Source organism: Novosphingobium pentaromativorans US6-1, assembly GCF_000767465.1.
GTDB lineage: Bacteria > Pseudomonadota > Alphaproteobacteria > Sphingomonadales > Sphingomonadaceae > Novosphingobium > Novosphingobium pentaromativorans.
The window spans coordinates 2,853,568-2,877,317 of sequence record NZ_CP009291.1 but is presented as its reverse complement, the minus strand read 5'-3'; the positions used below and the strand labels follow the sequence as shown (position 1 = coordinate 2,877,317).

The window sequence follows — 23,750 nt, the reverse complement described above, 5'->3', positions numbered from 1 at the left end:
CGGCTCAGGGTGAATGGCGCAGCGCAGCCAGTAAAGAGACCAGGTCCCGAAACGGCTTCGGAACTATCGCCAGCGTCAGTCGGGCCGTTCGCTCACGATCACGCGCACCACTTCCTGAAACGCCTCGTCATAGCGCGCCAGAGCGTCGAGCGCACCGACGGCCTCGGTATGGGAAACGAGACGGCGGCCGTCCCAGCGATGCAGGGCATAGACCGGCAGCTCGGTTGAGATCATCGTGCGACCGTCCGGCCTGTCCGGGTCAACCGGGTTCAGATCGAGCGCAACCGTCGCCGCGGTGGACCCGACGACGGTGACCGGGATGCCTTCCCACAAGGTGTGGATCGGGCGGTGCAGGTGCCCGGCGACGATGCCCCTGATCTGGGCGTGGCCCGAGACCGCCGCCATCAGGCGGCCGATCCACGGCTCGTGCTCATCGCTGTCGAGCCAGTCGATCCCGCTTTCGAAAGGCGGGTGATGCATGGCAATGACGGTGGGCCGGTCGGGGTGCGCTGCCAGTTCCGCGGACAGCCATGCCGCTCGCGCCGCGCAGAAGGCACCGCCGTGGCGCCCTTCCTCCAGCGTATCGAGAACCAGTACCCGCAGCGGGCCGAGGTCGATCGCGTACTGCACGAAGCCGCCACTGGCCGGACAATCGGGGAAGGCCTCGAACATCGCTGCGCGCGTGTCGTGATTGCCGACCATAGGCGCTACCGGGAACGGGCAGTCGCGCACCAGCTCGGCCAGTCGCACGTAGCTTTGCAAGTCGCCGAACTCGGTCATGTCGCCGGACATGAGCAAGAGATCGGGCCGGTTCGGCCCATCCACCAGGCGTTCCAGCACCGCCTTCAGGCGATGCGTGTTGTAGCCCCCCGTTTCGCTTCCGCTGAAACCGATGTGCAGGTCCGTTATTTGCGCGATCAGCACTGGGGCTTCCTTGCGAAGCCTGCGTTGATGCCATTCATGGGCCTTACTCCCTCCGAAGTGCGACCTTCTTAGGAGATGACAGGTTGACGTCCGGTTTCCGGTCCGCCGAACCCGTCTCGGTGATGTGATAACCATGACACATCGCGCAGCTCGATGGCACCTTCGATTTGGGTGCGTCCTCACCTAGATGGCACGTGCGGCAGGTCTTGATCCCCGGCAGCAACACGTCGCTGGCGCTGGTCGAGGTCTCTGCGGCGTGGCAGGTGGTGCACTTCTCCTGCTTGTGCGCGGCATGGTCGAACCAGCCGTGATCGAAATAGCGCATCGGCTGCGATACCGGCACGACGCCGGGCCGGCCGTTGATCCGCGTCGGGCGGTGACACTCGCCGCAGATGCCGTCCTTCGACAGCGCCACGTCAAGCTGCAGCCCCGGCCAGGCGCCGCCCGAATAACGGAACTGGTAGAGCCCGCCCTCGGCATATTCGCCCGGGCGCTTGCGGTTGGAGACGAGCGGCTTGCTGTGATCCCACTTGGCCGCCAGCAGGTCTGCGGTCAGTTGCTCGACGTCGCCGTGGCGCAGGCGGCGCACGATGCCGCCGACGCGCTCGTAGGCAAGGCTGTGGCAACCCTCGCAGTCACGCTCCATGTCGATCGGCTTGAAGCGTACGCCCTCTTCGGTCTTGCGGTGGCAGTCCTTGCACTCCAGCCCGTTGGAACCATAGCCGCGCTCTGCCCCGATGTTCCTGGCCATGCGCGCCGCGCCGCCCATCGGATCGAGGTGCAGCTTGTGCGGGAAAGTCAGGCCGTTGTCCTCGCGCAGCTTGCTGTCGAGCGAGACGAAGGACGGATGCCTCGTCACCGGATCGGTGATCACCCGCGCGGTGAACTGCGGGTGCAGCTTGCCGAAATCGCCGGCATCGCCAAGCCGCGTGTCAGGCAGGTTGCTCTTGAGCTGGCCGTGGCAATCGGCGCAGAACTGCTGGCTGGGCGCGGTCAGACGGGTCGGCCCCTTATGTTCCGAGTGACAATCCTGGCAGGCGCCGGGACCTTCCTTGCCGAAAGCATGGGCCACCTTCCACAAGGCCGCCTGCCCCAGCGGCAGGTTGCCGCGCGCCGCTGCGAGACGCGCCTCCGGTGCGTGATCGTGAACGTCCTTGTGGCAGCTGCGGCAAGTCTCGTCCCGTACGGATTCGAATGGTTTGACGTGGCAGGCCACGCACTTGTCGGTCAGCGAGTGGTGCGCGAGGCTCAGTTCGCCCGGGTTCCAGCTGCCGTCGTTGATGACGCTGCTCTTGTCCGCGGCCCGCGGCCCCTTCACGCTCATGATGTTGGTCACGATCGGCAGCGCCAGGAACGCCAGGACAATGACGATCGCCAGCGCCCATGACATCCGCCGCTTGCCCGGCAGAACCCCGCCCAGCGAAAAGCCGCGCTTCTCCTCGAGGTTCCCCGAACGGGTCGCGGCGGTTTCCGCCTTGCGGACGGTTAGCAATACCGCGCCGTCCTCATCCTGCGAGACGGTGATGCGGTAAGTGCCGAAGCCCAGCTCGGCGCCGCCGAGGCTGTCGATGGAAGCGGAGCGGGTTTCCGCACCATCGACGACGAAGCCGAGCGTGCCCACCGCCTCGACGCGCAGCCGTGCGCCCGAAACGGCCGAGACTTCGGCGTGACGCGGCTCCACCGCGAGGTCGGGCAAGTGAATGTCGCACTCGGCCGAACGCCCGATGCTGAGGGTTTCGCCGGCAATGTCCCGGTCGCGGACGATTTCGCGTCCGGTCGCGGTCTGCTCGATCTGGCGGATCCTGAAAGTCATGCCGCCCTCACCAGTAATAAAACACGGAAACGATGTGGGCGGTCAGCGCCGCGAGCAGAGCCATCGTGGCGGGGACATGGACGTAGAGCCACACCTCCAGCATGGCCTTGAGGCGCATGTGCCGGCGCATCCTCTCGAGCTGGGCCTTGCGCCGGACCAGCAGCTTTTCCACCCGTTCGATCGCCGGATCGGCAGAGCCGGAAAGTGCCAGCCCTTCCAGCGCCTTCTGCGTCGTGCAGCCCGGGTAATGGCCCGAAAGGCGGCGCAGCAGGCCCGGCGAGAACGGGTCTTCCTCCAGTGCTGCCAGCACCAGATCGGACGGCCCGCGCGCAAGCGGCTGCGCGGCTTCGTTAAGCTGACGGTCGAGCGCGCGAATGGCGTCGACCATCTGCCCCTGCGTCATCTGCTCACGATTGGAACTGAGCGCGGTGGGCAGCGAAGCATAGGCCCAGATGCCGAACATGCCCGAGACGATCACCAGCATCATCAGCGCATAGGCCAGGGTGTGGACGTTCCAGCCAAGCTGGAAGCCGGTGTGCAGCGTCGCCACGACGATCAGCGAAAGGCCAAGGTACACGTGCGCCGAAGTCCAGGCCTTGAGGGACCAGCGCCCCTCGGTGATCGCGCGCTTGCGGATGCCCAGCAGCGAGAGCCAGACGATCAAAAGGGCGCCGATGGTGCCCAGGGTATAGCCGATCCAGGTACCGCCGCCGGGCCGCGGCTTGGGATCGGTGAGGAAATAGGCCGCAATGCACACCACGCACAGCGCAGTCGCGATCTTCATCCAGCGGAAGCCGCGATGACGCAGGAAACCCTCGTGATCGCTGCGATATTCGCGGTTGGCAACGTGGCCGGTTTCGGACGCACTGACCATTATTCGCCCTCCGCCAGCTTGGCGACCGAGAGGAAGGCTTCCGGCGAAACGCGGATCGCCGCCCCGGTAGGGCAGGCGCGCACGCAGGAGGGCCCGCCGTCGATCCCGGCGCACATGTCGCACTTGATCGCCTGCTTGGGCCGCTCGACGCCGTCGGCATGCGCCTTGCGCCAGGCCTTGCTCGGCTCACCCGGCCCAGGCCCCTTGCCGAGGAACAGCCACGAGAGGATCGAGGGCTTCTTCGGCGGCACCGAATCCATGCGGATCACGCCATAAGGGCAATTGCGCTGGCAGTTGCCGCAGCCGATGCAGGTCTCGTAGATGAAGACTTCCCCGTCCGGGCCGCGCTGGATCGCGTTGGGGGGGCAATCCGCCATGCAGTGCGGATGTTCGCAGTGGCGGCACGAGGTCGGCACATGAAGATGCGCGTAAGTCGTTCCCGCCTCGCGGTCGAGCCGCGAGAGGCCGTCATGGCTGTCGGCGCAGGCCTTCTCGCAATTGTCGCATCCCACGCAGAGCGTCTCGTCGATCAACAGCACGTCGGTCGCCTCGCCGATGCCGTTGTCGACCAGGAACTGCGCGGTCTGGGAATACATGTCGACGACGCTCGAGAAGTTCTCCTTGCGTCCTTCGACGAAAGTATTGATTTCGCGCCGTCGCTCCATCTCGGCGAAGGCCTTCTGCTTGAGCTGGGGCTTGCGCGCCAGCAGACGCACGAAAGCCTCACCCGGCAAGCGGATGACTTCGGACTTGATCGCCGCTCGCACCGTCGCGGACCGGCGCGAGCCATCGATCACGGCCATCTCGCCGACATAGGCGCCGGCCGGAAGGTAGCTGAGGAACACCGGCTTGCCGCCGATCTGGCGCTCGACGATCATCGAACCGCGGCGGATGATGAAGATGTCGGTGCCTTCCTCGCCCTCCTTCATCAGCACTTCGTTGGCGCGCAGTTCCTTGACTTCCGCCCCATCGACCAGCTCGGCGATGTCGTCCGGGGTGAGGCCCGAGCCGAATATCTGGAGGAGCTGGCGCTCGATCGCGATGCGGTTGACGACCTTGGCCGCGGCCGGGGCCGTGGCCATCATCTTCAGCGCGGCGGAACGCGAAAGTTCAACGACGATCAGGTCCTGCGCCGCGCGCACGGTGGAGCCGCGGCGGCGGCCGGAAATGAGGCCGACCTCGCCGAAGATGGAGCCCTGCCCGATCGGCACGGTGATCGAGGGATCGTCCTTGTTGACCTCCACCGCCACCGAACCTTCGGCGATGGCGAAGAGCGAGGAGCCCGGCTCATTGCGCTGGAATACCACCTCGCCCTTGCGAAAGGCACTGACGTCGGAATCGAGCATCAGTTCGCGCAGTTGCAGCGCCGAAATGTCGCGGAAGATCTCGATCCGGCCGCCGAACAGTTCCAGCCATTCATCGACGCTGCGCTGGCCTGGCAGAGCCGCGAACTTCTCCGCCAGGATCGGTTCGTCGGCAGGCTTGAGACCGGTATTGCCGTTCAGGAATTCGACGACATCGTAGCCCTGGTTCATGCAGTGCTTGATCAGCGGATAGCCCGCCAGCGCGCCGATGACGTGAATGCCCGGGCGCGTCGTCTCAAATACCGGCGACAGCACCGGGAAGGCCTCGCGCTCGGGACTGGTGAATTCGATGCCGCAATCCTCGACGAACTTGCGCGGCGGGGCCGAGCCGGTGCGCGCGATGATGCGGTCGCAGCGGATGGTTTCCTGCCCGTCGCGGGTATCGAGCAGAAGTTCGCCGGGCCGCACTTGCGCCGGGGTCGTCTCATTGCGGATGATGATACGTCCGGCGGCTTCGGCCTCCATGAGCAGCTTGACGTTAGCCTCTTTGGCTCGCGCGAATTCGGTACCGCGGTTAAGGATCGTGACGACATTGCCCTGCGCCGGATCGGCGGCAAGGCCCAGCGCGTTCTCGATCCCGGCATCGCCGGTACCCACGACCGTAATGTGCTCGTCCACATATTCGGTGGGATCGTCCAGCTGGTACTGGATATGCGGCATGTCTGCGCCTTCGCAGCGCAGGCGATTGGGGTTGCCCTGGGTGCCGATGGCCAGAATCACCGCTTCGGCCTCGATCGTGTCCCCGCCCTTGAGCGTCAGGACGAACGCGCCCTTTTCGCCCTCGATCTTGGTGACTTCCGACTTGTAACGCACGGTTATCGCATTGCTTGCGGCCTGCTCGTCCCAGATCCCGAGGATCTGTTCACGCTTGCCCGCATCGAACTCGAAATCGGATCGCAGCACCAGCGAGGAAGGCGTCGCCATGACGTGCTTGCCCTTCTGGTACTTGAAGATGGTGTCGGACAGGTGATCGGTCTTTTCCAGCAGGACGTGCGACATGCCCAGCCTGGCCGCCCTGCCCGCCGCGCTCATGCCTGCGGGGCCGGAGCCGATAATTGCGATACGGACGCGATCTTTCACAACTTCCCCCTCGTCGTGCCGACCGAACATTGCAAAGCCACGCGAAAAACCGCATTTGCGCAAAGCTGATCCGTGGCCTGTCCCCTCAGCCGACGGTACTGTAATGAATGGGAATTAGCGATGACACAACCGACGACGACAATATTTCGTCCGCAAAGAATCGCTTTGGTACTTGCAGGACTTGTCGCCGCCGGGGCCGTGGGGGCTGCGATACTGCGCGGTGACGAGGTTAACACTGCATCAGGCAATGCTGCCATGGCCGCATCAACTTCTTTGCCGGCCAGTGCCTCGATCGACGATCTCGAGAAAGCGGCCAAGGACACGCCCAAGGATTCTGCAGCCTGGCAACGCCTTGGGCTCGCCTATTTCGAGGCGGCGCGATTCGCCGAAGCGGCAAACGCCTATGGCAAGGCAACCGAGCTGGCGCCCGGCACCGCCGTCCTCTGGTCCGCGCTTGGCGAGGCGCGGGTCATGGCCAGCGATCGCGATCCGATGCCGCCGCAAGCCGTCAGCGCCTTCGAAAAGGCCATCGCCATCGACCCCAAGGACCCGCGCTCGCGCTATTTCATGGCAGTGAAGCGCGACTTGTCCGGCGATCACCAGGGCGCCGTGGACGACTGGCTCGCATTGCTGAAGGACAGTCCGGCCGATGCGCCCTGGCGTGCCGACCTTGTGCGCACCATCGAACAGGTGGGGAAGATCCACCAGATCGACGTTGCCGACAAGCTCGCCGCCGCGAACAGCAAGGCCGCCTCCAGCGCTCCGGCCGGCGCTTCACTTCCGGCTGCGGCCCGCGGCATTCCCGGCCCCAGCGCACAGGACCTCGCCAATGCCTCGCGCATCGCACCCGGCGAGCAGCGCAACATGGCCGAGGGCATGGTGTCACGCCTTGAACAGCGGCTGGAAAGCGATCCGTCCAATATCGACGGATGGATCATGCTCATGCGCAGCCGCCGCACGCTCGACCAGCCGGAGAAGGCGCAAAAGGCCCTCACCGATGCCATCGCCGCCAATCCGGGCAAGGCCGATTACCTGCGCCAGCAGGCAGGGATGCTTGGCATTCGGGAAAAATAAGAGCGCCTCACAGCCCCTCGATCAAGACTGTCCGCCTTACGGCCGCTCGTCGCCCTTCTGCGCATCGGAAGGGAATAACTGCGCAAGCAGGCCGAAAATGGCGAGGTTCACGCCGGGTGCCAGCACTGTCGTCGCCACCGATCGCGGACCGAATTGATCGGCGAGCGCGTTCCAAGGCATGCCCAGAACCGTGAGGAACAGGCCTGATAGCGCGTTCTTGTCCTGCTCCAACCAGCCCAAGGTGCCGGCAGTCAGGGCGAGAAGCGCAAGGATGTAAAGCGCAAGGAATATTCCAAAGAGCCATCTCATCCCTGCAGGTCTCCGGCGCTTTTCAGGCGAACTGAAAGGAACGACCCTGGGCGCATCCAGCGCTGCAAGGCTAGCCCTCGCCGTCCGTGTTCATGACGCGGACGATGCTTCCGTCACGATTGCCGCGGCATAGCCAGGGGGCCTGAGCGCCCTCGACGTTCACGTAGATCTCGATCGCATCGGCCGCCTCGTCGATACGCCTGGTGCCGAGAACAGTAGCGCTGGTTAGTGCCCCCACCCTGGCAAGGCATTTTCCTTCCAGATCTTCCATGCCGCGAACGAGTTGCCTGACAGGGGGCGCGGCCGGAATGCGCGCCTCAGCCATGACAACCGGAGGCGGCGAAGACGCCTCGAACGGCTGCGTTGCAGCTTCGCTGGCAATCGCCATCGACGCGGTATCGACGGAAGCATCGGCAGAGGCGTCCTCGCTTGGCGGCACGAGTGGGCGTTCATCGCCCCCTGCCCCGCAGGCGCTTGCCGCAAGCGACAAGCCGACAAGTCCCGATACCGCCAGGCAACGACAGGAAGCGCAGTCCATCATCGCTCGCTTCGCGTGCAGACAATTTTCCGCCTCCTGCAACTCTCGGTGGTTGTGCGAGCAGGAGGCGGAAAGTCACGAGAGGGATGCCGTCCACGTGGAACGACGTCCATCAGGCCCTGTAAGTCGGGCTTGGTCACGTAAAAGTCTGAGAAAAAGGCGTTCCCCGAACGCAAAGCAAGAAACAACTGCACGCTTCGAGCTTGGCTCTTCGCAAGAACAGGACCGGCCTGCAAAACCACTGCCTCTCCCTCCATCTTGCAAAAAAGGACCGCAAAGAGTTCAGAGCAAGATCAGGTTAATGCGTACGATGATCCAGTTCAATACAAAACAAATAAGGAAAATTCGGCACTTACGAATTACGGAAAATTCGCGCTTTGATAGCAACATTTACTTGGCAAGTAATTGCAACGGGAGAGAACCCCCAATCTTGTCGCAATTGTACAATTTTGGATGCCTCCGAAGCGGCCACAAGCACACGGTCGATGCCTGTTGAGGCGCGCACTTCCTTCAAGCAAGCAGACCTGACCGGTCATGGATGAAGTCCCGACGTCGGAAACGGGAGGCTTTGCAGCCGTCCTGAAACCGGCGCCGGGACCATTGCCGTGCCGGCTACGCAATAGCAGGGGGGCTTGTACCGGCCGGCGTTAACGGATGAATCATCAGCGGGTCATGCGCTAATTCTGACCTGACGATTCCCCAGGTGGCAGAGCTCCGGACAGTCCTTTCCATCTGCGAATGGGGTCTTCGCGGCAGTCAAATTCAAGACGAATTGGGAAGCACGTCTCATCAAGCTGCCCCTCACCCTTCCACTAACAATGGAAACTATCATAAGGTATATGCCCCGGCGAGGCGAATCCGCCGCAATGCACCAACGATTAAGCAGATTTAACATCGCAACGCCCGCTTCACCCGAGGGACGCTAAGGCACCGGAGGGTTATTGTCACTCCGCCGGCGAGACAGGCATAGCTGAAAAGCCCCGAACGCGTGGCGGCAGGCAACATTGTCCCCCGTACACCCGTTGCCTTGGCTCAGCGGCTGGGCAACGCCTTGAGCACGAACTGCATGCAGACCAGGATGAGCGCCACTGCGAAGGTATCGGCGAACAGGTCCCCCCATTCCGCATCGCGATGCAGCGCAGGTATCATCTGCACCACCTCTATCAGTCCGCCCACGACGACAAGCCCCAGAGCCAGCAGCAGCCGGGGAATGCGCGGATAAGCCAGCGTACCCAGTATCGCCAAGCTCGCAAATGCCGCCATATGTTGGACTTTATCCGGCACGATGCCGGGCAGATCGTTGGAACCGGGAACGATCGCCATGACGAAGGCGAAGGCCATCGCCGTCCAGAACGCTGTCTTGAGATACTTTTGCACCGCAGCATTATCCGCCAGCTGCGTGCCGACTTCAATAGGATTTCGCTTCGATCCGGCGCCTGAATATCTTCATCTGACCGCAAGCGGCCCCGGCAAAACGCGGCCAGGACCGATCAAGGCATCAGTGACCAGATAGCGGCACCCCGAGGTGAGGCACCGAAGTGTCCCGGCCCAAGTGGCCCGACCGATATGTCCCATGAAGCCGGCAAGGCCGCGCGCAAGCAGGACTTGGGGGGCATTTTGCATCACCGCCGGCGCGGCCAGCAAACTGCCCCCCTTCATTCGATATATTAGCGACCCGAAGGTTCATTGCCGAAACGCGCGGCTATGCAGTCCTCCGTAGCAGCGCTATCATCCAGCGCCCCTAACCATCGACAGCTTGCGGGCTGCGCACGAACCGGCTCACGTCAAACTCGCAGGTCTTTTCATCGTAAGCCAGATAGTCGGCGAACAGCTCGTTCACGTCTTCACGCAGGAACTGGTCCGAAAGCCCCGCAACGAGCCTCTTCAGTCCGTACGAGAGCGCGGCCAGTCCGGATGCAACCAGGCTGAAATTTACCAGCGCCGAAAAATTGAACGGGAAGATGCCGCCGACCGCAGCGGCCATCGCAGAATCATTCGGATCCTTGGCCGTGTAGCTGAACGCCGGGCTGAGGTAGGGATGACTGTCGACAAGGGCGCTCTTGTACTCGCCGACATCGAGGTCCAGATCACCCCACAGACGGATCTTGTCGGAAACAAGGCTCAATTCCGGGCGAAGCCGGGGATCGGTCACAAGACCGGTGGAAAGCACTGCGAAATCGAAGTATTCGAGGCCCTCGGGCGTCGAGATCTCAACCTTGCCGTCGATTTCACGCACGCCGTTCCACGGACATCCGAGCCTGAGCCCGAACCCGGGATGGGCCGCCGCTCGGTCGAACATGTCGTTCGTGGGCGGCTGGCCGAGGCGGAGGAATTGCTCCGTCATGATGTAGCGCATCCGGTCATCCAGCGAACCGAACCGGGCGAGCAGACCATTCTGATCGAGAAACGGAATGGGACTGACCTGCGGAATCTCGCGGCGGCGCATGAAGACCTGGACTTCATCTGCCCCTGCATCAAGCGCAGTCGCGGCATTGTCGAACGCCGAGGCGCCACCGCCCAGGATGGCGATTCTCTTGCCCCGCCAAGCGCCGAAATCGATCATCTCCGAAGTGTGGGCGTAGAGATGGCGAGGCAGCGCCTTCATCATCTCGGGAATATGCCACTCCCCGCCGCCCTGGATGCCGGTGGCAAGAACGACCTTACGCGCCAGCAGAGGCGCCCCCTTCTCGAGATGCACACGATAGATGCCGCCCGGCAAAGGTTCGATCTGCGTGGTGCGCGTGTCGTTGCGAACCGGCAATTCCAGGACCTGGCGATACCAGCGCAAGTAGCGCATCCACTCCGAGCGGGAGATCTTGTCCAGTTCCTCCCACGCTTCCAGCCCGTACTGGGCCTCGTACCACGCCCGGAACGTGAGGCTGGGGATGCCCAGATCGAGGCCGGTAAGCTGCTTCGGCGTGCGCAGCGTGCGCATGCGGGCATAGGTTTCCCAAGGACCTTCGAAGCCCTCGGGATTGGCGTCGATCACCAGGATGTTGGTCATGCGCTCGCTCAGAAGAGCGAATGCAGCCCCCAGTCCGCTCTGCCCGCCCCCCACGATGAGCACGTCATAAACGTGACCATCGGGATGCGTACGCGGACGCACGATGTTGGGTCGTCCATAGTTGAGGGTCTCAAGATCGTGCGCGATCTTGGCTTCGAGATCGGAAAGACTCATCTGTTGCATCCCGTTTGTTGCATTGTTCGATGTTGAGCGAAGCGCGGCACTGGATGCGCGCCTCAGAAGCGGCCATCCAGGACGACGCCAAGGGTGCGCCGCGCCTCAGGACTGATGACATTGGTCAAGCCGCCGGTATCGAAGATCCCGGTCTCGATGGCCGCCACGTAATATGTATTGAACAGGTTTCGGGCAAAGACGCCGACGCGCCATGAGTCATCCTGCGCACCCAGGCCAATATTCGCGTTGACGATGCCATATCCGCCGATACGCGTATTGGGATCTACGCCGTTCGTGTAGAAAGCGGAGCGGTAGACATAGCGTGCAACGGCATCGAATTTCAGCTCGTCGCCCAGATCCTGGTCGTAGGCGGCCGAAAGCGAGACATTCCAGCGGCTGGCGTTGGGCAGTGGATCACCGGCTGCCTGTATGTAGCTGTCCGAGGTACCGGGGACCGTGTAGCAGGCACCACGCGCATCGGGATCAGTAGTGACCGGCAGTCCGATAGGTTCGTATTCCGAATAACAGCTCGCGCGGAAGTCCGTGAACTTCGCATCCTGGAAGGTGCCGTCAGCGGTGAAGGTAAGAGCCGGGACCGGGCGCGCCGAAACACTCAGTTCGACACCTCTCGAGCGCATGCCGCCCGCATTGCTGATGACGAACTGCGGAGGAACCAGCGAGGTGTCGAGTACACTTGTCTGGAAATTCCGGAACTTCTGGGTGAACAGCGTGAGGTTGAACAGCAGGCGCTGGTCGAGAAGTGTCGACTTGATGCCGGCTTCATAGGCCCGGACGGTCTCCGGCGCGACAATGCGCGGCGTCGACCCCGCCACCGGCAAGGCCAGAGGCCCCTTGTAGCCGCGCGTCGCCGTCGCATAGACCATGACTTCGGGCGAAAATTCGTATTGCGCACCAATACGCCAGGAGAAATCGGTATTGTCCGTCTTTGCCGAACCCGCCGGATTCAGGACCGGTCCAAAGGGTCCGTACACATCGGGAACCGCGACAGTGGAGAGGTGTGCGCTCGACTTGTCGTAAGTAAGGCGCGCACCGCCAATCAGTTTCAGCTTGTCGGTCAGGCTCACGCGCCCGTCCACGTAGCTCGCGAAACTTGTCACGGTGTTGCGCGTATGGTCCTCGCCGCCGGAATCGGCGATGCGGGCGCCCTCTCCATAGAAGAGGCTAGCAAGGCCGCCGAAATCGCCTGCCAGCAATCCGGCGCTCTTGCCGTGCCTGCGGTAGTAGTACAAACCGCCGACGAATTCGACTGGACCACCGGTTGGCGATACGAGCCTGAGTTCCTGAGAAACCTGGTTGTTCTCGTCCTTCAAGGGGCCTTCCGCGAACACGATCGGCGTTCCACCGAGGGTTCGGTAAATGTTTCGATTGAGTTCGCGATAGGCCGTCAGCGAGGTCAACGTGTAATCGCCGAGGTGAAGATTCGCTTCAAGTGACACGCCACCTGTTTTCGTCCGCCTGAAAGCATCGCTGGAAATGCCGGCCTGGGTATTTTCAGGACCGGGAACGATCCCATAGTCCAGAATGCCGAAACCGGGCGGAATGGCGCCGTTCCCGATGCCGAGCGACCGATAGGTGGAGAGGAAATTCGGAGAAGTGTAATTATTCCTGTAATCGATGCTCACGAAGGCATCGAAATCGGGTGAAGGCGTCCATTGGAACTTCGCCTTGACGCCGTACTGATGCGTGTCGCCCTCATCCTTGTCCTTGACCGGATTGTAGACCCAGCCATCCCGATTCTGGTAAGATCCCACGACCATCATCGCCAGGTCGTCCGACAAGGGGAGGTTCAGCCTGGCACTTGCATTGGTATCGTTAAAGCTGCCGTACGAGAAATGACCAACGCCATAGATCCGATCAGTTGTCGGTCGTTCGGTCATTATATTGACGACACCCGCCGATGCGTTCTTCCCGAACTGGGTGCCCTGAGGTCCTCGCAGGACTTCGACCCGCGCAATGTCGCTGAAATCCGCGCCGATATCGTCAACGAAGCCGTAGACGATGCCGTCGATGACCATGCCGACAGTCTGCTCTGACGCGGCGTTGAAGCTGTTGGTGCCAACCCCGCGGACGGTGAAGCCGCTGCCTCCGCTTGTACTGACCTGAACGCTCGGCGAAACGTACTGCAAATCCCCGGGATTGCGATAGTTTGCCTTGGCGATGTCCTGCGCCGAATAGGCACTGACAGCGATCGGAATATCCTGCGCACGCGCTTCGCGCCGTGTCGCGGTGACGATGATATCCAGGCCCTGAGTGGCTTTCTCCGCCTCCGGAGCCACATTTTGCGCATGCGCCGGACAGGCCATGGCAACCAGTCCGACCGCGGCCAGCACGCTCGCTTTTTTCGAGCGGAACACACTGCCTGCGGAGCGCTGCCCAGCCAAGCCGACAAAAATCAATTCTTCTGCGAATCTGCTCATGGAATCCCCCGATACCGCCAGCCTAGCCGGCAAAGACAATCGCGCCCCGCGTACGCGTGCGGCATCCTCAGTCCCTGCATTTCATCGATTGCTGTTTCGGAGCGGTTTTGACTTCTTGCTCCCTGATGACTCGATCTAACCACACGAATCGAACCCATGTCAACAGATGGATCCACTTTCATTTTTGATATTTATTATTTGCAATGGTGCGCAAGACTTGGGGCTCTCCTCCGAAGGATGGCTCGCCCCTCCGAACTGTTCATCGGCGCAAGCCGAAGCAGGGCCCGCGTAACAGCGCGCACCCGGGGCCATCTGTGAAGCCGCAAACGCCCACGTGCGCGCATCGCACAAAAAAAGGGCGCCGGCTGGTCGGCGCCCTTCTTCAATCTTGGAAGACCGTGTTGCGTTCTATCCGGCCTTCTTCCTGGGAACAGCATTGTGCGCGACCAGCTTTTCCGGATCTGGAACTCCACCTGCAGCGCGCAGAGCGGTGTAGAGCCGTTCCGGCACGTAGTCCGGATCGATGACCCGCATTTCCTCCAGTACCGAACGGCCGTAATGCTCGGCGGTCAGAAGAACTGCCCGATCACAATCCCGCTTCTCGGCAGCCTCGAGAATATGACGATGCTCGATATGACGCCGCGGCCAGTATCCCCCCGGAATGCTTCCCGAGAATGCACGGCGATACCGGTCGGAATGATCGAACAGCTCCGAATGCAGCCGGGACATGCGTTCGCCAACGCTGGAGGAGAGAAGCTGGTGGAACTTCCGATGCGGGATTTCCGACCGGTCGTAATCCTCCGAAAGCGCGAAATGATCCATTTGCGCGATCAGGCCCCACAACTCGGCAAGCATTTCCGGAGCAAGCGATTGCACGGTCAGCCGCACCGCAATCGCATCAACCGAGATGCGCAAGATGTAGAGATCTTCAAGATCGGCGATCGAGAAATCGGCGATCTGCACACGCTTGTTTGCCTGCGAAACCACCAGTCCTTCCTGCTGCAGGCGGCGTACCGCCTCGCGAATTGGCGTCCGGCTCGCACCTATGCGCTGTGTCAGCTCCTCCTGAGTGACGATTTCTCCGGCAGCGAGCTCGCCGCTGATGATCGCATCCCTCAGCCACCGATGAGCATCGCCTGCCTCGCGCGGCCCAGGCTCCAGAGCGAGGGATTTCTGCCCGCTCCCCATGTCGGCCTTTTCCGCCGTTTTTATCTGTCTTTGAACCAATGTTCCATCCTCGCGTAATTCGGACGTTTCCTGCGTCTCACGATAATCGACGGCCGGTTTCCAGTTATCCGGCTTAACACCAACCGCCTGGATGAATGCGATACGCCAAAAAACGACAATTGTCGAATAGATATCACTTTTTAATTCTGGATCCACTTGACAGAAGCGATCCAAGTTGAGAACCGTAGCTCACACAGCAGCAGGGGAGTGAATCGACCATGCAAGAGCTAAGTGAGCAGCTCGGGGCACGCCCCGAGCATGACCTGATAATCTCCACAACGCGGACGCGGTGATCGCATGCGATACAAGTCGGCCCTGATACTGTTGGGCTTTTCGATTGCCCTGCAGTCGTGCAGCCCTGCCCAGACTCGCCATTCCCAGCGAATGAATAAGATTGTCGTCGGCTCGAATACCGCGCCGCAGAGCCTCGACCCCATCATGACCTCGGACGTCCAGAACGAACTGACGGTCGCCTCGGCCTATGACAAACTGGTCGATTTCGACGAAAAGGGGAACCTGCGGCCTGCGCTGGCAACCGCCTGGCGCATCGGTGAGGACGGTCGCTCCGTGACGCTGACCTTGCGCCGGAACGTGACGTTCCACAGCGGCAATGCGTTTACGGCAAAGGACGTCATCTACACGCTTGATCGAATAAAGACCTTGGGCATGGGCACGGCGGCGTTCGTTTCCGAATATATGCAAGCGACGTCGTCCAGCCCGCTGGACGTAACGATCCAACTGGCCCGGCCCAACGTCACCTTCATTTCCGCCCTGAGCAAGATCTACATTCTCGATTCCGCGCTCGTGCAACAACATGCCGGCTCCGATCACGGCCAGTCGTGGCTCGCATCGCACGAGGCCGGTTCGGGCGTTTATCGGTTGTCCATGTACATTCCCGGTCAGCGCTCGACCTTTACCCGGTACGACAAATCCTGGCGCAACGATCCCGCCAGACCCGACAAGCTCTCGTTTCTGTACTTGCCCAATTCAAGCACGATCTCCCAGGAGCTTCAGGCCGGCACTGTCGACGTCGGAATCACCCTCGCCATTCCCGATGTCCTGCAGCTTGAACAAATACCTGACTTCAGGGTCGCGCGGCTTCCCACGCCGTTGCAGACATACGCCTTCCTCAACATGCGCAACGGGCTGACGAGCGATCGACGTATTCGCCGGGCCATTGCGCTGGCGTATGACTACGAAGGCCACGTCGAGACGATCCTCGACGGCTACGGCAGCGTCGCATCCGGCATTGCCGCACCTTCGGTGAAATGCAGGATCGAACTGCCATCGCCCGGCAGGGATCTCGCTGCGGCGCGCAGGCTCGTCAAGGCCGCAGGCGCGCAAGGCAAGGCTCTGTCGATGGCGTACAATCCGGCATTCGCAGAGCATCGTCGAGCAGCCCTGGCACTTCAGTCGGGACTGCAACAGATCGGACTGAAGCTCAGCCTGCAACCCGTCACTTTCCCGCAGTACATGGCGATGCTGGGCAATCCGGACAGTCTGCCCGAGATCAGCATCCTCTGGGACTTTCCCAATTATCCCGAGATCGGGCCGATGTTGTCGCGGATTTTCGACAGCGCACACATCGGCATGACGAACTACTCGATCTATTCCAATCCCAAGGTCGACAGCCTGCTGCGTGCCGGCCTCAACGCATCGGATGCGCACAAGGCGTGCAGCGATTTCAAGTCGGCCCAGGCGTTGATCGCAAAGGACCAGCCTTTGATCAACATCGCCGACTCACAGATCGCAGTGGTGACGGGTGCCCAGGTGGGTGGCCCCGAATTTCGCCCGACCTTCCAGCTCATCGATCCGACGACGCTGACGATCACCGCCAACACTCGCACACAGGTTGCCCGCAAATGATAAGTCAAACGCCCCTTGTCATGGCTGGCCGCTTTGCCGTCCGGCACTTGTGGTTCCTGCTCCAGACCGTGTTCTGGGTCGTGACCCTGGTATTCTTTCTCACCAAGCTGATCCCGGGCGATCCGGCCAGAGTTGCCGCGGGCCGGTTCGCCACGCCCGACCAGGTGGAGCACATGCGCACAGTGCTCCACCTCGACCAGCCCGTCGTGATGCAATATGCCGGTTTCCTCGGGCAGATGGTCAGGGGCGACTTGGGCCGCTCGACCACCACGCATCAGCCGATCCTGAGCGATCTGGCGACGCGGCTGCCGATGACACTGCAAGTCGTGGCGATCGGCATGGCGATGACCGCGCTCGTTGGCATTGGCCTGGGTACGATTGCCGCATCGGCGCGTCAGAAGAAGGGCGATCTGACTGTCAGGATCCTGCTGGCTCTGGCTGGGGGCATTCCGATCTTCTGGGCGGCAATTATCCTGCAATGGTGGCTGGGTCACCGGCTGCAGCTTTTCCCGATTTCCGGAGCGACCAGCTATGCGCTCGCCATGCCGGCAAGAACAGGCGCGACTGTCATTGACGCGGCGCTGGCGGGCAACGGCGAGGCCGTGTGGGATGCCTTCATCCACCTGCTGCTGCCTGCCATCTGCCTGAGCCTTCCCTTCATCGCCGTCGTGGGCCGCAACGTCCGCTCCTCGATGATCGGCGCGCTCTCTTCGGATTACGTGCTCTTTTCCATCGCCTGCGGTGCCGGGCCGGTGCGGGTCGCCTTTCACGCGCTCAGGGCGACGATAGCGCCCACGCTCACCATCCTGGGCATGCAGTGCGGCTGGATGACCAGCGCTTCGCTGCTGATCGAGACCACTTTCGGCATCCCCGGCATCGGAGCCTATCTTGCCGCTGCGGCCGTCAACCAGGACATCTTTGCCGTACTGGGCTGCGTGCTGGTGATCGGGACCGTATTCGCCTGCGCAAACCTGATCGTCGATCTTCTGCAAATCTGGCTCGATCCGCGACTGCGCAGCACCGCCGCCTCACAGGGGGCCTGACCGATATGACTGTTCTTCCTTCTGCTTCCAGCGAATTCGCCTCAACGGAATCGAAGCGAATTCGACCCGCGACCTCCGGTCCCCTCGGTCGTTTGACGGCGCGCCTTCGAACGGGGCCGGCCACGCTACCGGCGGCATCGGTTGGGGTTCTGCTCGTCGTCAGCCTGCTGGGCCCGTTCCTGGCGCCGCACGATCCCTATCTCGTCGATCTGGGCAACGCATTCGTCGCTCCGGAAAGCGGACACTGGATGGGCACGGACGATCTGGGCCGCGACGTGTTTTCGCGGGTATTGACTGCCGCTCCCCTCACGCTCCTTTCGGCAATCGCGGTTGTCATCGCCAGCAACCTGTTCGGCGTTGCATTCGCCTGCCTGGCAAGCCTCCTGCCCGCATGGGCCGGATCGCGGCTGATGCGCCTGTGCGACGTTGCGCTTGCGATTCCACCGATCATCGTGGCCATGGCGATAGTCGCCGTCATGGGGCCTTCGCTGATGGCTGTCATGATCGCGCTCTCTGCGGCGATGTGGCCCGGCACCGCGCGGCTCATGCACACGGTCCTGCGCGAGACCTCGCGGACTTCCTACGTGGAAGCCGCCGGCCTCATGGGGGTAACCCCGGGCCGCATTCTCCTCAGGCACATCCTGCCCAATTCACTCGACGCAATCCTCGTCCACGCCAGTCTCGAGGTTTCGGGCGTCATCGTGATGATTGCAGGTCTGTCCTTCCTGGGGATCGGTGCGCCGGCTCCGAGCGCGGATTGGGGCTCGATGATCGCGGATGGGCGCGACTTCGTGACGACAGCATGGTGGATCACCGCCTTTCCAGGTCTCGCCATAACCGTGTCCGCCGTCCTGTTCAGCCTGCTCGGCGATGCCCTGCGCGTGCACCTCGACCCGAGCCTTGAAGGGAAATGACATTGAAAATCTCAAGGTCACCCAACCGCGTCCTGAGCATCCGCGACCTTCGGATCGATGCGCCTTCGCCCGAGGGCTGGCGTCCGCTCGTTCACGGCATCGATCTCGACATTGCGCCGGGGGAACGCATCGCTCTGGTCGGGGAATCCGGCTCCGGCAAGTCCATCACCTCGCGGGCGATCCTGCAATTGAACCGCGGCCTGCGCACGAGCGGCTCGATCGTTCTGTGCGGGCAACAGATCTGCGGGCTTGGCGCGCGAAAACTACAGCAAATCCGTGGCAGCATGGCAGCCATGGTGTTCCAGGACCCGATGGTTGCACTCAACCCGGTCCGCACCATCGGCGCCCAGGTCATGGAGCCGCTGCGCATTCGCGGTGTCCCGCCGAAAACGGCACGTGCCCGCGCGATCGAACTGCTGGAACGCCTGGGCGTCAGGGACGCCGAGGCGCGCATGAACGCCTATCCGCACGAATTCTCGGGGGGAATGCGACAGCGCGTGGTGCTGGCCGCTGCCCTGATCTGCCAACCCAGCCTGCTGATTGCCGACGAGCCGACCACCGCCCTCGACGTGCGCGCGCAGGAACAGGTCCTGGACGTGCTCGACGATTACGCGCGCGACATGCAGATGTCGGTCCTGCTCATCACGCATGACCTGGGAATCGTGGCAGGCTTCGCCGAGAGGGTGGCGGTCATCTACCGCGGACATCTGCTCGAGGACAGGCCGGTCGACGATCTGTTCGCAAATCCCGGAGAGGACTACACGCGCGCCCTTCTCGCGGCCCTGCCCCAGATCGACGGACCGCTCGATCAGCGCCTGAGTACCGTTGGCGATCCCCGCGTAGCGCAAGGAGCATGCTCATGACCGATTTGCTCCTGCAGGCAGAAGGCCTCACCAAATCGTTCCGCAAGGGGCGTACTTCCCGCTTGGCGATCAGCGACATCTCGTTCTCGATCGCGCCGAACACCATCCTCGGGCTCGTCGGCGAGTCCGGATCCGGCAAGTCCACGACAGTGCGATGCCTGCTCGGTCTCGAACGCCCGGACAGCGGCACGGTCACCTATGACGGACATGAGCTGACCGCTGGCGATCAGGCCGCATGGCGCCGCTTTCACGACGATATCGGAATGGTTTTCCAGGATCCCTATTCCAGCCTCAATCCGCGCATGACCGTGGAGCGGATCATCTGCGAGCCGCTTGTTGGCCGGACAGCACCGCGTGACTTGCGCGAACGATGCGTCGAGATGCTCGAACTCGTCGGCCTTTCTGCGGATCATCTCGGGCGCCATCCCCGTTCGTTCTCCGGCGGTCAACGCCAGCGCATTGCCATAGCGCGCGCGTTGATCGCCCGGCCAAGGCTGCTGATCTGCGACGAGCCTGTGTCGGCGCTCGACGTTTCGATCCAGGCGCAAGTGCTCAACCTGCTCAAATCCATGCAGGAAACACTGGGACTTACCGTATTGTTCATCGCCCACAATCTCGCAGTGGTGCGATACATGTGCGATCACATCGTGGTCCTCGAGAAGGGCCGCGTGGCTGAACAGGGATCGCGCGAAGCCATCTTCGAAGCGCCCGCCACCGATTACACGCGATCCCTGCTGGAAGCCGTTCCCCGAACCGATCCGGAGCTCGAGCGAGCCAGACGCGCGGCACGGCGCAACACATTATCGACATCGAGGAGCAGTTCATGAACAGGATTGGGACAGACATAAAGCTGATGAAGGGGGCCTCACTCTGGGGCGATCCCTTCGATGCCCTCAGGGCCACAGCCAAGGCAGGCCTCGAAGGCGTCAACATCCGCACTCTCGACGAACTCGCTCCGGATCTCGACCGATCGAGGCTCGCCGATTTCAGTGCGCTTGCGAACGAACTCGACCTCTATGTCGAAATGGGGGTCGGCAAGGTCAATCCTTACATGACCAGCGAACTGCCCGGCGTGCGCGATCTGGGCGACGGCAACTACCTCGCCGGAATGACCCGGATGATCGAGACTTGTGCCGAATTCGGCTGGACCGAGACGTGGAGCGCGGTCGGCGGCTTCAAGCCCTACCCGGGGATATTCTTTACCGACCGGTTCCGCACGGACACCGACTGGGCCGATCAGTTGCAGGCAACGGAGAAGTTCCTCTTGTCTCTGGCGCCGGTGCTAAGGGCAAATGGCGTCCACCTGAACCTGGAAACGCACGAAGAGATCACCAGCTTCGAACTGCTCAGGCTTATCGAGGCCATTGGCGACGACGTGATCGGAATTTGCCTCGACCCGGCGAACCTGCCGGTCAGGGCCGAGGTGCCTGTGGAAGCCATCGCGCGCCTTGCGCCTTACGTCCGGACGACGCAACTGCGCGATACTGCCCTGTGGCGCACTCCGGACGGCCTGTCGCGGTTTCTGGCCCCCTGTGGCGAAGGCCTGATCGACTGGCCCGAGGCCCTGGCCATCGTGCTCAAGCACAATCCGGACATCAACCTCACCATCGAAGGCATTGGCCCGGTGCGGGCGGAAATGCAGCTGCACGTCCACGACCCGCGATGGCGCGAAGGCCATCCCGACCTGACTGACGCGGCGCTTGAGCAGCTTTACGCAATGGCCGAGCGCTACGAGGCCCGCGCTGCGGCCGGTGAGGCGCAGTCGCTCGAAGAGCTGCGGCTTGTGCGCACTGACGTTCGTCAGTCCCACGACAAGTTCGTGGAGACCAGCGCCGCCCATCTTCGCGCGGCCCTGGCCGCACGCCCGGAACTGATTGGAGCCTGATTGATGCGAGTTGGCACAGATAGCAGCAAATTCCCCGTCTCCACCGCCGCGGGCGCGATCGGCGTCCTTCAGCAGGCTGCGGACCTCGGCCTGGAAGGTGTCTTCTTTCGCTCCGCCTTCGAATTGAGCCCGAAGCTCGACCGGAAGGAAATTGAGGATGTGGCGACTGCCGCCCGCGAGCTGGACCTCTATCTTGAAGTCGGCGCGGCCAAGATCAATCCCTTCGCAACCCCCGAAGCCCCCGAGATCCGAAGCCTGGGCGACGGCGATTACATGCTGGGCCTTGAGCGCATCATTCGTGCGCTGACCGCTGCCGGCATCAAGGAAATCTGGACCGCCACGGCAAACTACCAGTTCCGTTTCAGCTCCATCTATGCCTGCGATCGATTTCGCACGGACGTCGAGTGGACCGACCAACTCGCAGCGACACTCAAGGTCATGCATCGCATCGCACCTGTCCTGCGCGACACCGGCGCGCACCTGAACGTCGAAACCCACGAAGAAATCAGCACGTTCGAAGTCGTGCGCCTCGTCGAGGAAGCCGGACCGGATGCATTCGGCATCACTTTCGACACGGCCAATGTCCTTGTCCGCGGCGAGGACCCGTTGGCAGCGGCCCGGCGGGTCGCCCCCTATGTGCGCAGCACGCACATACGCGATGTCGCCCTGGTCCGCACGAACGAGGGTATTTCCCGCTTCCTGGCACCTGTCGGAGAGGGCGTGATCGATTGGGCCAGCTTGCTCAAGACGCTTTCGCAGCATTCCACTCCAACCCTGTCCATCGAAGGCGTCATCTTTGCACGAGGAGAAATGAACCTGTTCATCGACGATCCGCTTTGGTGGGCCAGTCATCCCGATCTCACCAAGGAGGAATTCGCAAGGGTCGAAGGCCTGACACGGGGATATGCCGATCAGGTGAATGCCGGCCTTCGCCCCGGCCTTGACGAATTGCGCCAGAACATCGGCCCTGCAGAGGCCCTCGAATTCATCACCACCAGCGCGGCAGCGCTGCGTCAATTCCTGTAATCCCAACAGCCAGTCCAAGGATACATTCATGTCATCTGCAATTACCGCAATGAAACCCGATAACGCGACTTCGCCCGCGTGGCCGAAGCTCAGCCTGGCAGAGCGGGACCGGCGCTGGGCACGCGTTCGCGAACTCATGAACCAGCACGACCTTGAAGCCATTGTCGTATTCGGCTTCGGGCGCGACGCGAACGACTCCTATCTCACCAACGAGGTGGAGCACGGCACGGTTCTCTTTCGCCGCGAAGGCGAGCCCCTGGTGCTCGTCGGTGACGTCCCCCTTGGCCGGTATGACGAAGCCGGCGCGCGCTACGAACGCTGGACCAGTCAGTGGCGTCACGGCTCGCCGGTAGTGAACCTGGCGAAGGCCGTCGCCGAATACGGGCTCGAGAAAAGCAGGATCGGTGTCGTCGGCACAAGCTCGCGTGCCGTATTCCAGTGGGCCGGCGTCATTCCCTACAAGGTCTGGAAAGCCGTTATGGAAAGCCTGCCCGATGTCGAGTTCGTCGATATCGCCGACGCCTATGAGACTTTGACCCTCTTCAAGAGCGCGGAAGAGATGGAGATGATCCGCAAGGCGGCGTCGATCGGCGAGGCAGCTTGCGCCGCCTTCGTCGATGCCTGCGGTGAAGGTGTCCATGAAAGTGTCGTGACCGCCGCAGCCATGCATGCGATCGTCGCCAATGGCGGATGGTTCCGCGCTCCCTTCATTCTGGAACGGGCCGGTGCTAGCCGGTTTGGCTGGGGCCCGCCGGAATGGTTCCATATGGGCGGTGAACCGCACGTCCTGCGCAAGGGAGACAGCATCGCCGCGGAAGTCTTCGCGTTCTATGGCGGATTTGAATCCCAGCAGCAGATCGATGTCTGCATCGGCGAGCCGGATCCCCTCCTGCGCCGGCTCGAGCAGGTCTGTATCGAATCCTACGAAGCCGGTCTGAAAGCGCTCCGCCCGGGCCTGCGCTTTTCCGAGCTCGCGAAGATCATGGAAGAACCGCTGCTGCGCGCCGAGTGCTGGAACACCGGCCCGATGGTGCAGACCGTTTCTCCGGTGATCTTCAACAGTGCCACGCGCATCAATCCCGAAGTCGATCCGGCGCTTTCGCACCTTCCGGCGCTCCCGATCGGTGTGGGGCTGGACGGCGATTTCGAGATCCAGCCTGGCGTCGCCTTCGCGTTCGAACCCAATGCCCTGCGCGACGGAAAGCGCGTTTGCATCGGCGGCACGGTTCTTCTCAGTGAAAACGGCGTCGAGGACCTGAATACGATCTCGAAGCGACTGGTCGTAGTGCCCGCGTGAGCGAGCGTTCCACGTTCGACACGAATGCGTTCGTGCG

General features: G+C 62.3%; 19 protein-coding genes. 9 read left to right on the top strand and 10 right to left on the bottom strand.

Annotated features, from left to right (window positions below; genetic code table 11):
- Nucleotides 1-75: 75 nt before the first annotated feature.
- The 4 genes from JI59_RS13480 to JI59_RS13465 are packed head-to-tail and all read right to left on the bottom strand — an operon-like array spanning nucleotide 76 to nucleotide 6,085.
- Nucleotides 76-924, bottom strand: coding sequence for a phosphodiesterase (locus tag JI59_RS13480; protein WP_007012156.1), 849 nt, complete (start codon nucleotides 922-924; stop codon nucleotides 76-78).
- A gap of 43 nt (nucleotides 925-967) precedes the next feature.
- A complete protein-coding gene (locus JI59_RS13475; protein ID WP_007012157.1) occupies nucleotides 968-2,737 on the bottom strand; it encodes a cytochrome c3 family protein in 1,770 nt (589 codons plus the stop codon).
- 7 nt (nucleotides 2,738-2,744) lie between these two features.
- Nucleotides 2,745-3,611 (bottom strand): hypothetical protein, encoded by an 867-nt coding sequence (locus JI59_RS13470; RefSeq protein ID WP_007012158.1) that lies wholly within the window; start codon nucleotides 3,609-3,611, stop codon nucleotides 2,745-2,747.
- Nucleotides 3,611-6,085, bottom strand: a complete 2,475-nt coding sequence (locus JI59_RS13465) for a cyclic nucleotide-binding domain-containing protein (protein ID WP_007012159.1) — start codon at nucleotides 6,083-6,085, stop codon at nucleotides 3,611-3,613. Before JI59_RS13465 ends, JI59_RS13470 begins: the two co-directional genes overlap by 1 nt.
- A gap of 90 nt (nucleotides 6,086-6,175) precedes the next feature.
- Here JI59_RS13465 and JI59_RS13460 point away from each other — a divergent pair, with 90 nt between their 5' ends.
- Entirely contained in the window at nucleotides 6,176-7,129 is a 954-nt protein-coding gene (locus tag JI59_RS13460) for a tetratricopeptide repeat protein (RefSeq protein WP_007012160.1), read from the top strand.
- 36 nt (nucleotides 7,130-7,165) lie between these two features.
- On the opposite strand, the gene JI59_RS13455 is transcribed toward JI59_RS13460, so the two are convergent.
- The 6 genes from JI59_RS13455 to JI59_RS13425 all read right to left on the bottom strand — a co-directional run bounded on the left by JI59_RS13455 (nucleotide 7,166) and on the right by JI59_RS13425 (nucleotide 14,993).
- Nucleotides 7,166-7,438 carry a hypothetical protein gene (locus JI59_RS13455; protein ID WP_007012161.1) on the bottom strand — a complete coding sequence of 91 codons (273 nt, stop codon included), beginning with the start codon at nucleotides 7,436-7,438 and terminating at the stop codon, nucleotides 7,166-7,168.
- Between the two features lie 70 nt (nucleotides 7,439-7,508).
- Nucleotides 7,509-7,928 carry a hypothetical protein gene (locus JI59_RS13450; protein WP_007012162.1) on the bottom strand — a complete coding sequence of 140 codons (420 nt, stop codon included), beginning with the start codon at nucleotides 7,926-7,928 and terminating at the stop codon, nucleotides 7,509-7,511.
- Nucleotides 7,929-9,008: 1,080 nt separating this feature from the next.
- On the bottom strand, nucleotides 9,009-9,353 hold the full coding sequence (locus JI59_RS13445; RefSeq protein WP_007012163.1) for a hypothetical protein: 345 nt from the start codon (nucleotides 9,351-9,353) through the stop codon (nucleotides 9,009-9,011).
- 364 nt (nucleotides 9,354-9,717) lie between these two features.
- The gene (locus JI59_RS13435) at nucleotides 9,718-11,154 is read right to left on the bottom strand and encodes an NAD(P)-binding domain-containing protein (RefSeq protein ID WP_007012164.1); all 1,437 of its coding nucleotides are present in this window, start codon (nucleotides 11,152-11,154) and stop codon (nucleotides 9,718-9,720) included.
- Nucleotides 11,155-11,216: 62 nt separating this feature from the next.
- Nucleotides 11,217-13,592, bottom strand: a complete 2,376-nt coding sequence (locus JI59_RS13430) for a TonB-dependent receptor (RefSeq protein ID WP_007012165.1) — start codon at nucleotides 13,590-13,592, stop codon at nucleotides 11,217-11,219.
- Nucleotides 13,593-14,000: 408 nt separating this feature from the next.
- Complete coding sequence (locus JI59_RS13425; protein ID WP_144401107.1) at nucleotides 14,001-14,993, bottom strand: GntR family transcriptional regulator; 993 nt, start codon at nucleotides 14,991-14,993, stop codon at nucleotides 14,001-14,003.
- Nucleotides 14,994-15,203: 210 nt separating this feature from the next.
- On the opposite strand from JI59_RS13425, the gene JI59_RS13420 reads away from it, so the two are divergent.
- From JI59_RS13420 to JI59_RS13385, 8 genes are all read left to right on the top strand, one after another.
- On the top strand, nucleotides 15,204-16,685 hold the full coding sequence (locus JI59_RS13420) for an ABC transporter substrate-binding protein (RefSeq protein ID WP_038576178.1): 1,482 nt from the start codon (nucleotides 15,204-15,206) through the stop codon (nucleotides 16,683-16,685).
- Entirely contained in the window at nucleotides 16,682-17,728 is a 1,047-nt protein-coding gene (locus JI59_RS13415) for an ABC transporter permease (protein ID WP_202946082.1), read from the top strand. The genes JI59_RS13420 and JI59_RS13415 overlap by 4 nt, the downstream gene beginning before the upstream one ends.
- Before the next feature lie 92 nt (nucleotides 17,729-17,820).
- Complete coding sequence (locus JI59_RS13410; protein WP_052117892.1) at nucleotides 17,821-18,642, top strand: ABC transporter permease; 822 nt, start codon at nucleotides 17,821-17,823, stop codon at nucleotides 18,640-18,642.
- On the top strand, nucleotides 18,639-19,505 hold the full coding sequence (locus tag JI59_RS13405; protein WP_007012170.1) for an ABC transporter ATP-binding protein: 867 nt from the start codon (nucleotides 18,639-18,641) through the stop codon (nucleotides 19,503-19,505). The genes JI59_RS13410 and JI59_RS13405 overlap by 4 nt, the downstream gene beginning before the upstream one ends.
- Nucleotides 19,502-20,332 carry an ATP-binding cassette domain-containing protein gene (locus JI59_RS13400; protein WP_007012171.1) on the top strand — a complete coding sequence of 277 codons (831 nt, stop codon included), beginning with the start codon at nucleotides 19,502-19,504 and terminating at the stop codon, nucleotides 20,330-20,332. The genes JI59_RS13405 and JI59_RS13400 overlap by 4 nt, the downstream gene beginning before the upstream one ends.
- The gene (locus JI59_RS13395; protein ID WP_038576177.1) at nucleotides 20,329-21,390 is read left to right on the top strand and encodes a sugar phosphate isomerase/epimerase family protein; all 1,062 of its coding nucleotides are present in this window, start codon (nucleotides 20,329-20,331) and stop codon (nucleotides 21,388-21,390) included. Before JI59_RS13400 ends, JI59_RS13395 begins: the two co-directional genes overlap by 4 nt.
- Nucleotides 21,391-21,393: 3 nt before the next feature.
- Entirely contained in the window at nucleotides 21,394-22,416 is a 1,023-nt protein-coding gene (locus JI59_RS13390) for a sugar phosphate isomerase/epimerase family protein (protein ID WP_007012173.1), read from the top strand.
- 28 nt (nucleotides 22,417-22,444) lie between these two features.
- Nucleotides 22,445-23,713 carry a M24 family metallopeptidase gene (locus tag JI59_RS13385; RefSeq protein WP_007012174.1) on the top strand — a complete coding sequence of 423 codons (1,269 nt, stop codon included), beginning with the start codon at nucleotides 22,445-22,447 and terminating at the stop codon, nucleotides 23,711-23,713.
- The last annotated feature ends 37 nt before the right edge of the window (nucleotides 23,714-23,750 follow it).

What these genes read in the sequence shown, in the direction of transcription:
- JI59_RS13475 (WP_007012157.1), bottom strand. Translation starts at nt 2,737, where the DNA reads ATGACTTTCAGGATCCGCCAGATCGAGCAGACCGCGACCGGACGCGAA.
- JI59_RS13470 (WP_007012158.1), bottom strand. Translation starts at nt 3,611, where the DNA reads ATGGTCAGTGCGTCCGAAACCGGCCACGTTGCCAACCGCGAATATCGC.
- JI59_RS13465 (WP_007012159.1), bottom strand. Translation starts at nt 6,085, where the DNA reads ATGTTCGGTCGGCACGACGAGGGGGAAGTTGTGAAAGATCGCGTCCGT.
- JI59_RS13460 (WP_007012160.1), top strand. Translation starts at nt 6,176, where the DNA reads ATGACACAACCGACGACGACAATATTTCGTCCGCAAAGAATCGCTTTG.
- JI59_RS13455 (WP_007012161.1), bottom strand. Translation starts at nt 7,438, where the DNA reads ATGAGATGGCTCTTTGGAATATTCCTTGCGCTTTACATCCTTGCGCTT.
- JI59_RS13435 (WP_007012164.1), bottom strand. Translation starts at nt 11,154, where the DNA reads ATGAGTCTTTCCGATCTCGAAGCCAAGATCGCGCACGATCTTGAGACC.
- JI59_RS13430 (WP_007012165.1), bottom strand. Translation starts at nt 13,592, where the DNA reads ATGAGCAGATTCGCAGAAGAATTGATTTTTGTCGGCTTGGCTGGGCAG.
- JI59_RS13420 (WP_038576178.1), top strand. Translation starts at nt 15,204, where the DNA reads ATGAATAAGATTGTCGTCGGCTCGAATACCGCGCCGCAGAGCCTCGAC.
- JI59_RS13415 (WP_202946082.1), top strand. Translation starts at nt 16,682, where the DNA reads ATGATAAGTCAAACGCCCCTTGTCATGGCTGGCCGCTTTGCCGTCCGG.
- JI59_RS13405 (WP_007012170.1), top strand. Translation starts at nt 18,639, where the DNA reads ATGACATTGAAAATCTCAAGGTCACCCAACCGCGTCCTGAGCATCCGC.
- JI59_RS13400 (WP_007012171.1), top strand. Translation starts at nt 19,502, where the DNA reads ATGACCGATTTGCTCCTGCAGGCAGAAGGCCTCACCAAATCGTTCCGC.
- JI59_RS13395 (WP_038576177.1), top strand. Translation starts at nt 20,329, where the DNA reads ATGAACAGGATTGGGACAGACATAAAGCTGATGAAGGGGGCCTCACTC.
- JI59_RS13390 (WP_007012173.1), top strand. Translation starts at nt 21,394, where the DNA reads ATGCGAGTTGGCACAGATAGCAGCAAATTCCCCGTCTCCACCGCCGCG.
- JI59_RS13385 (WP_007012174.1), top strand. Translation starts at nt 22,445, where the DNA reads ATGTCATCTGCAATTACCGCAATGAAACCCGATAACGCGACTTCGCCC.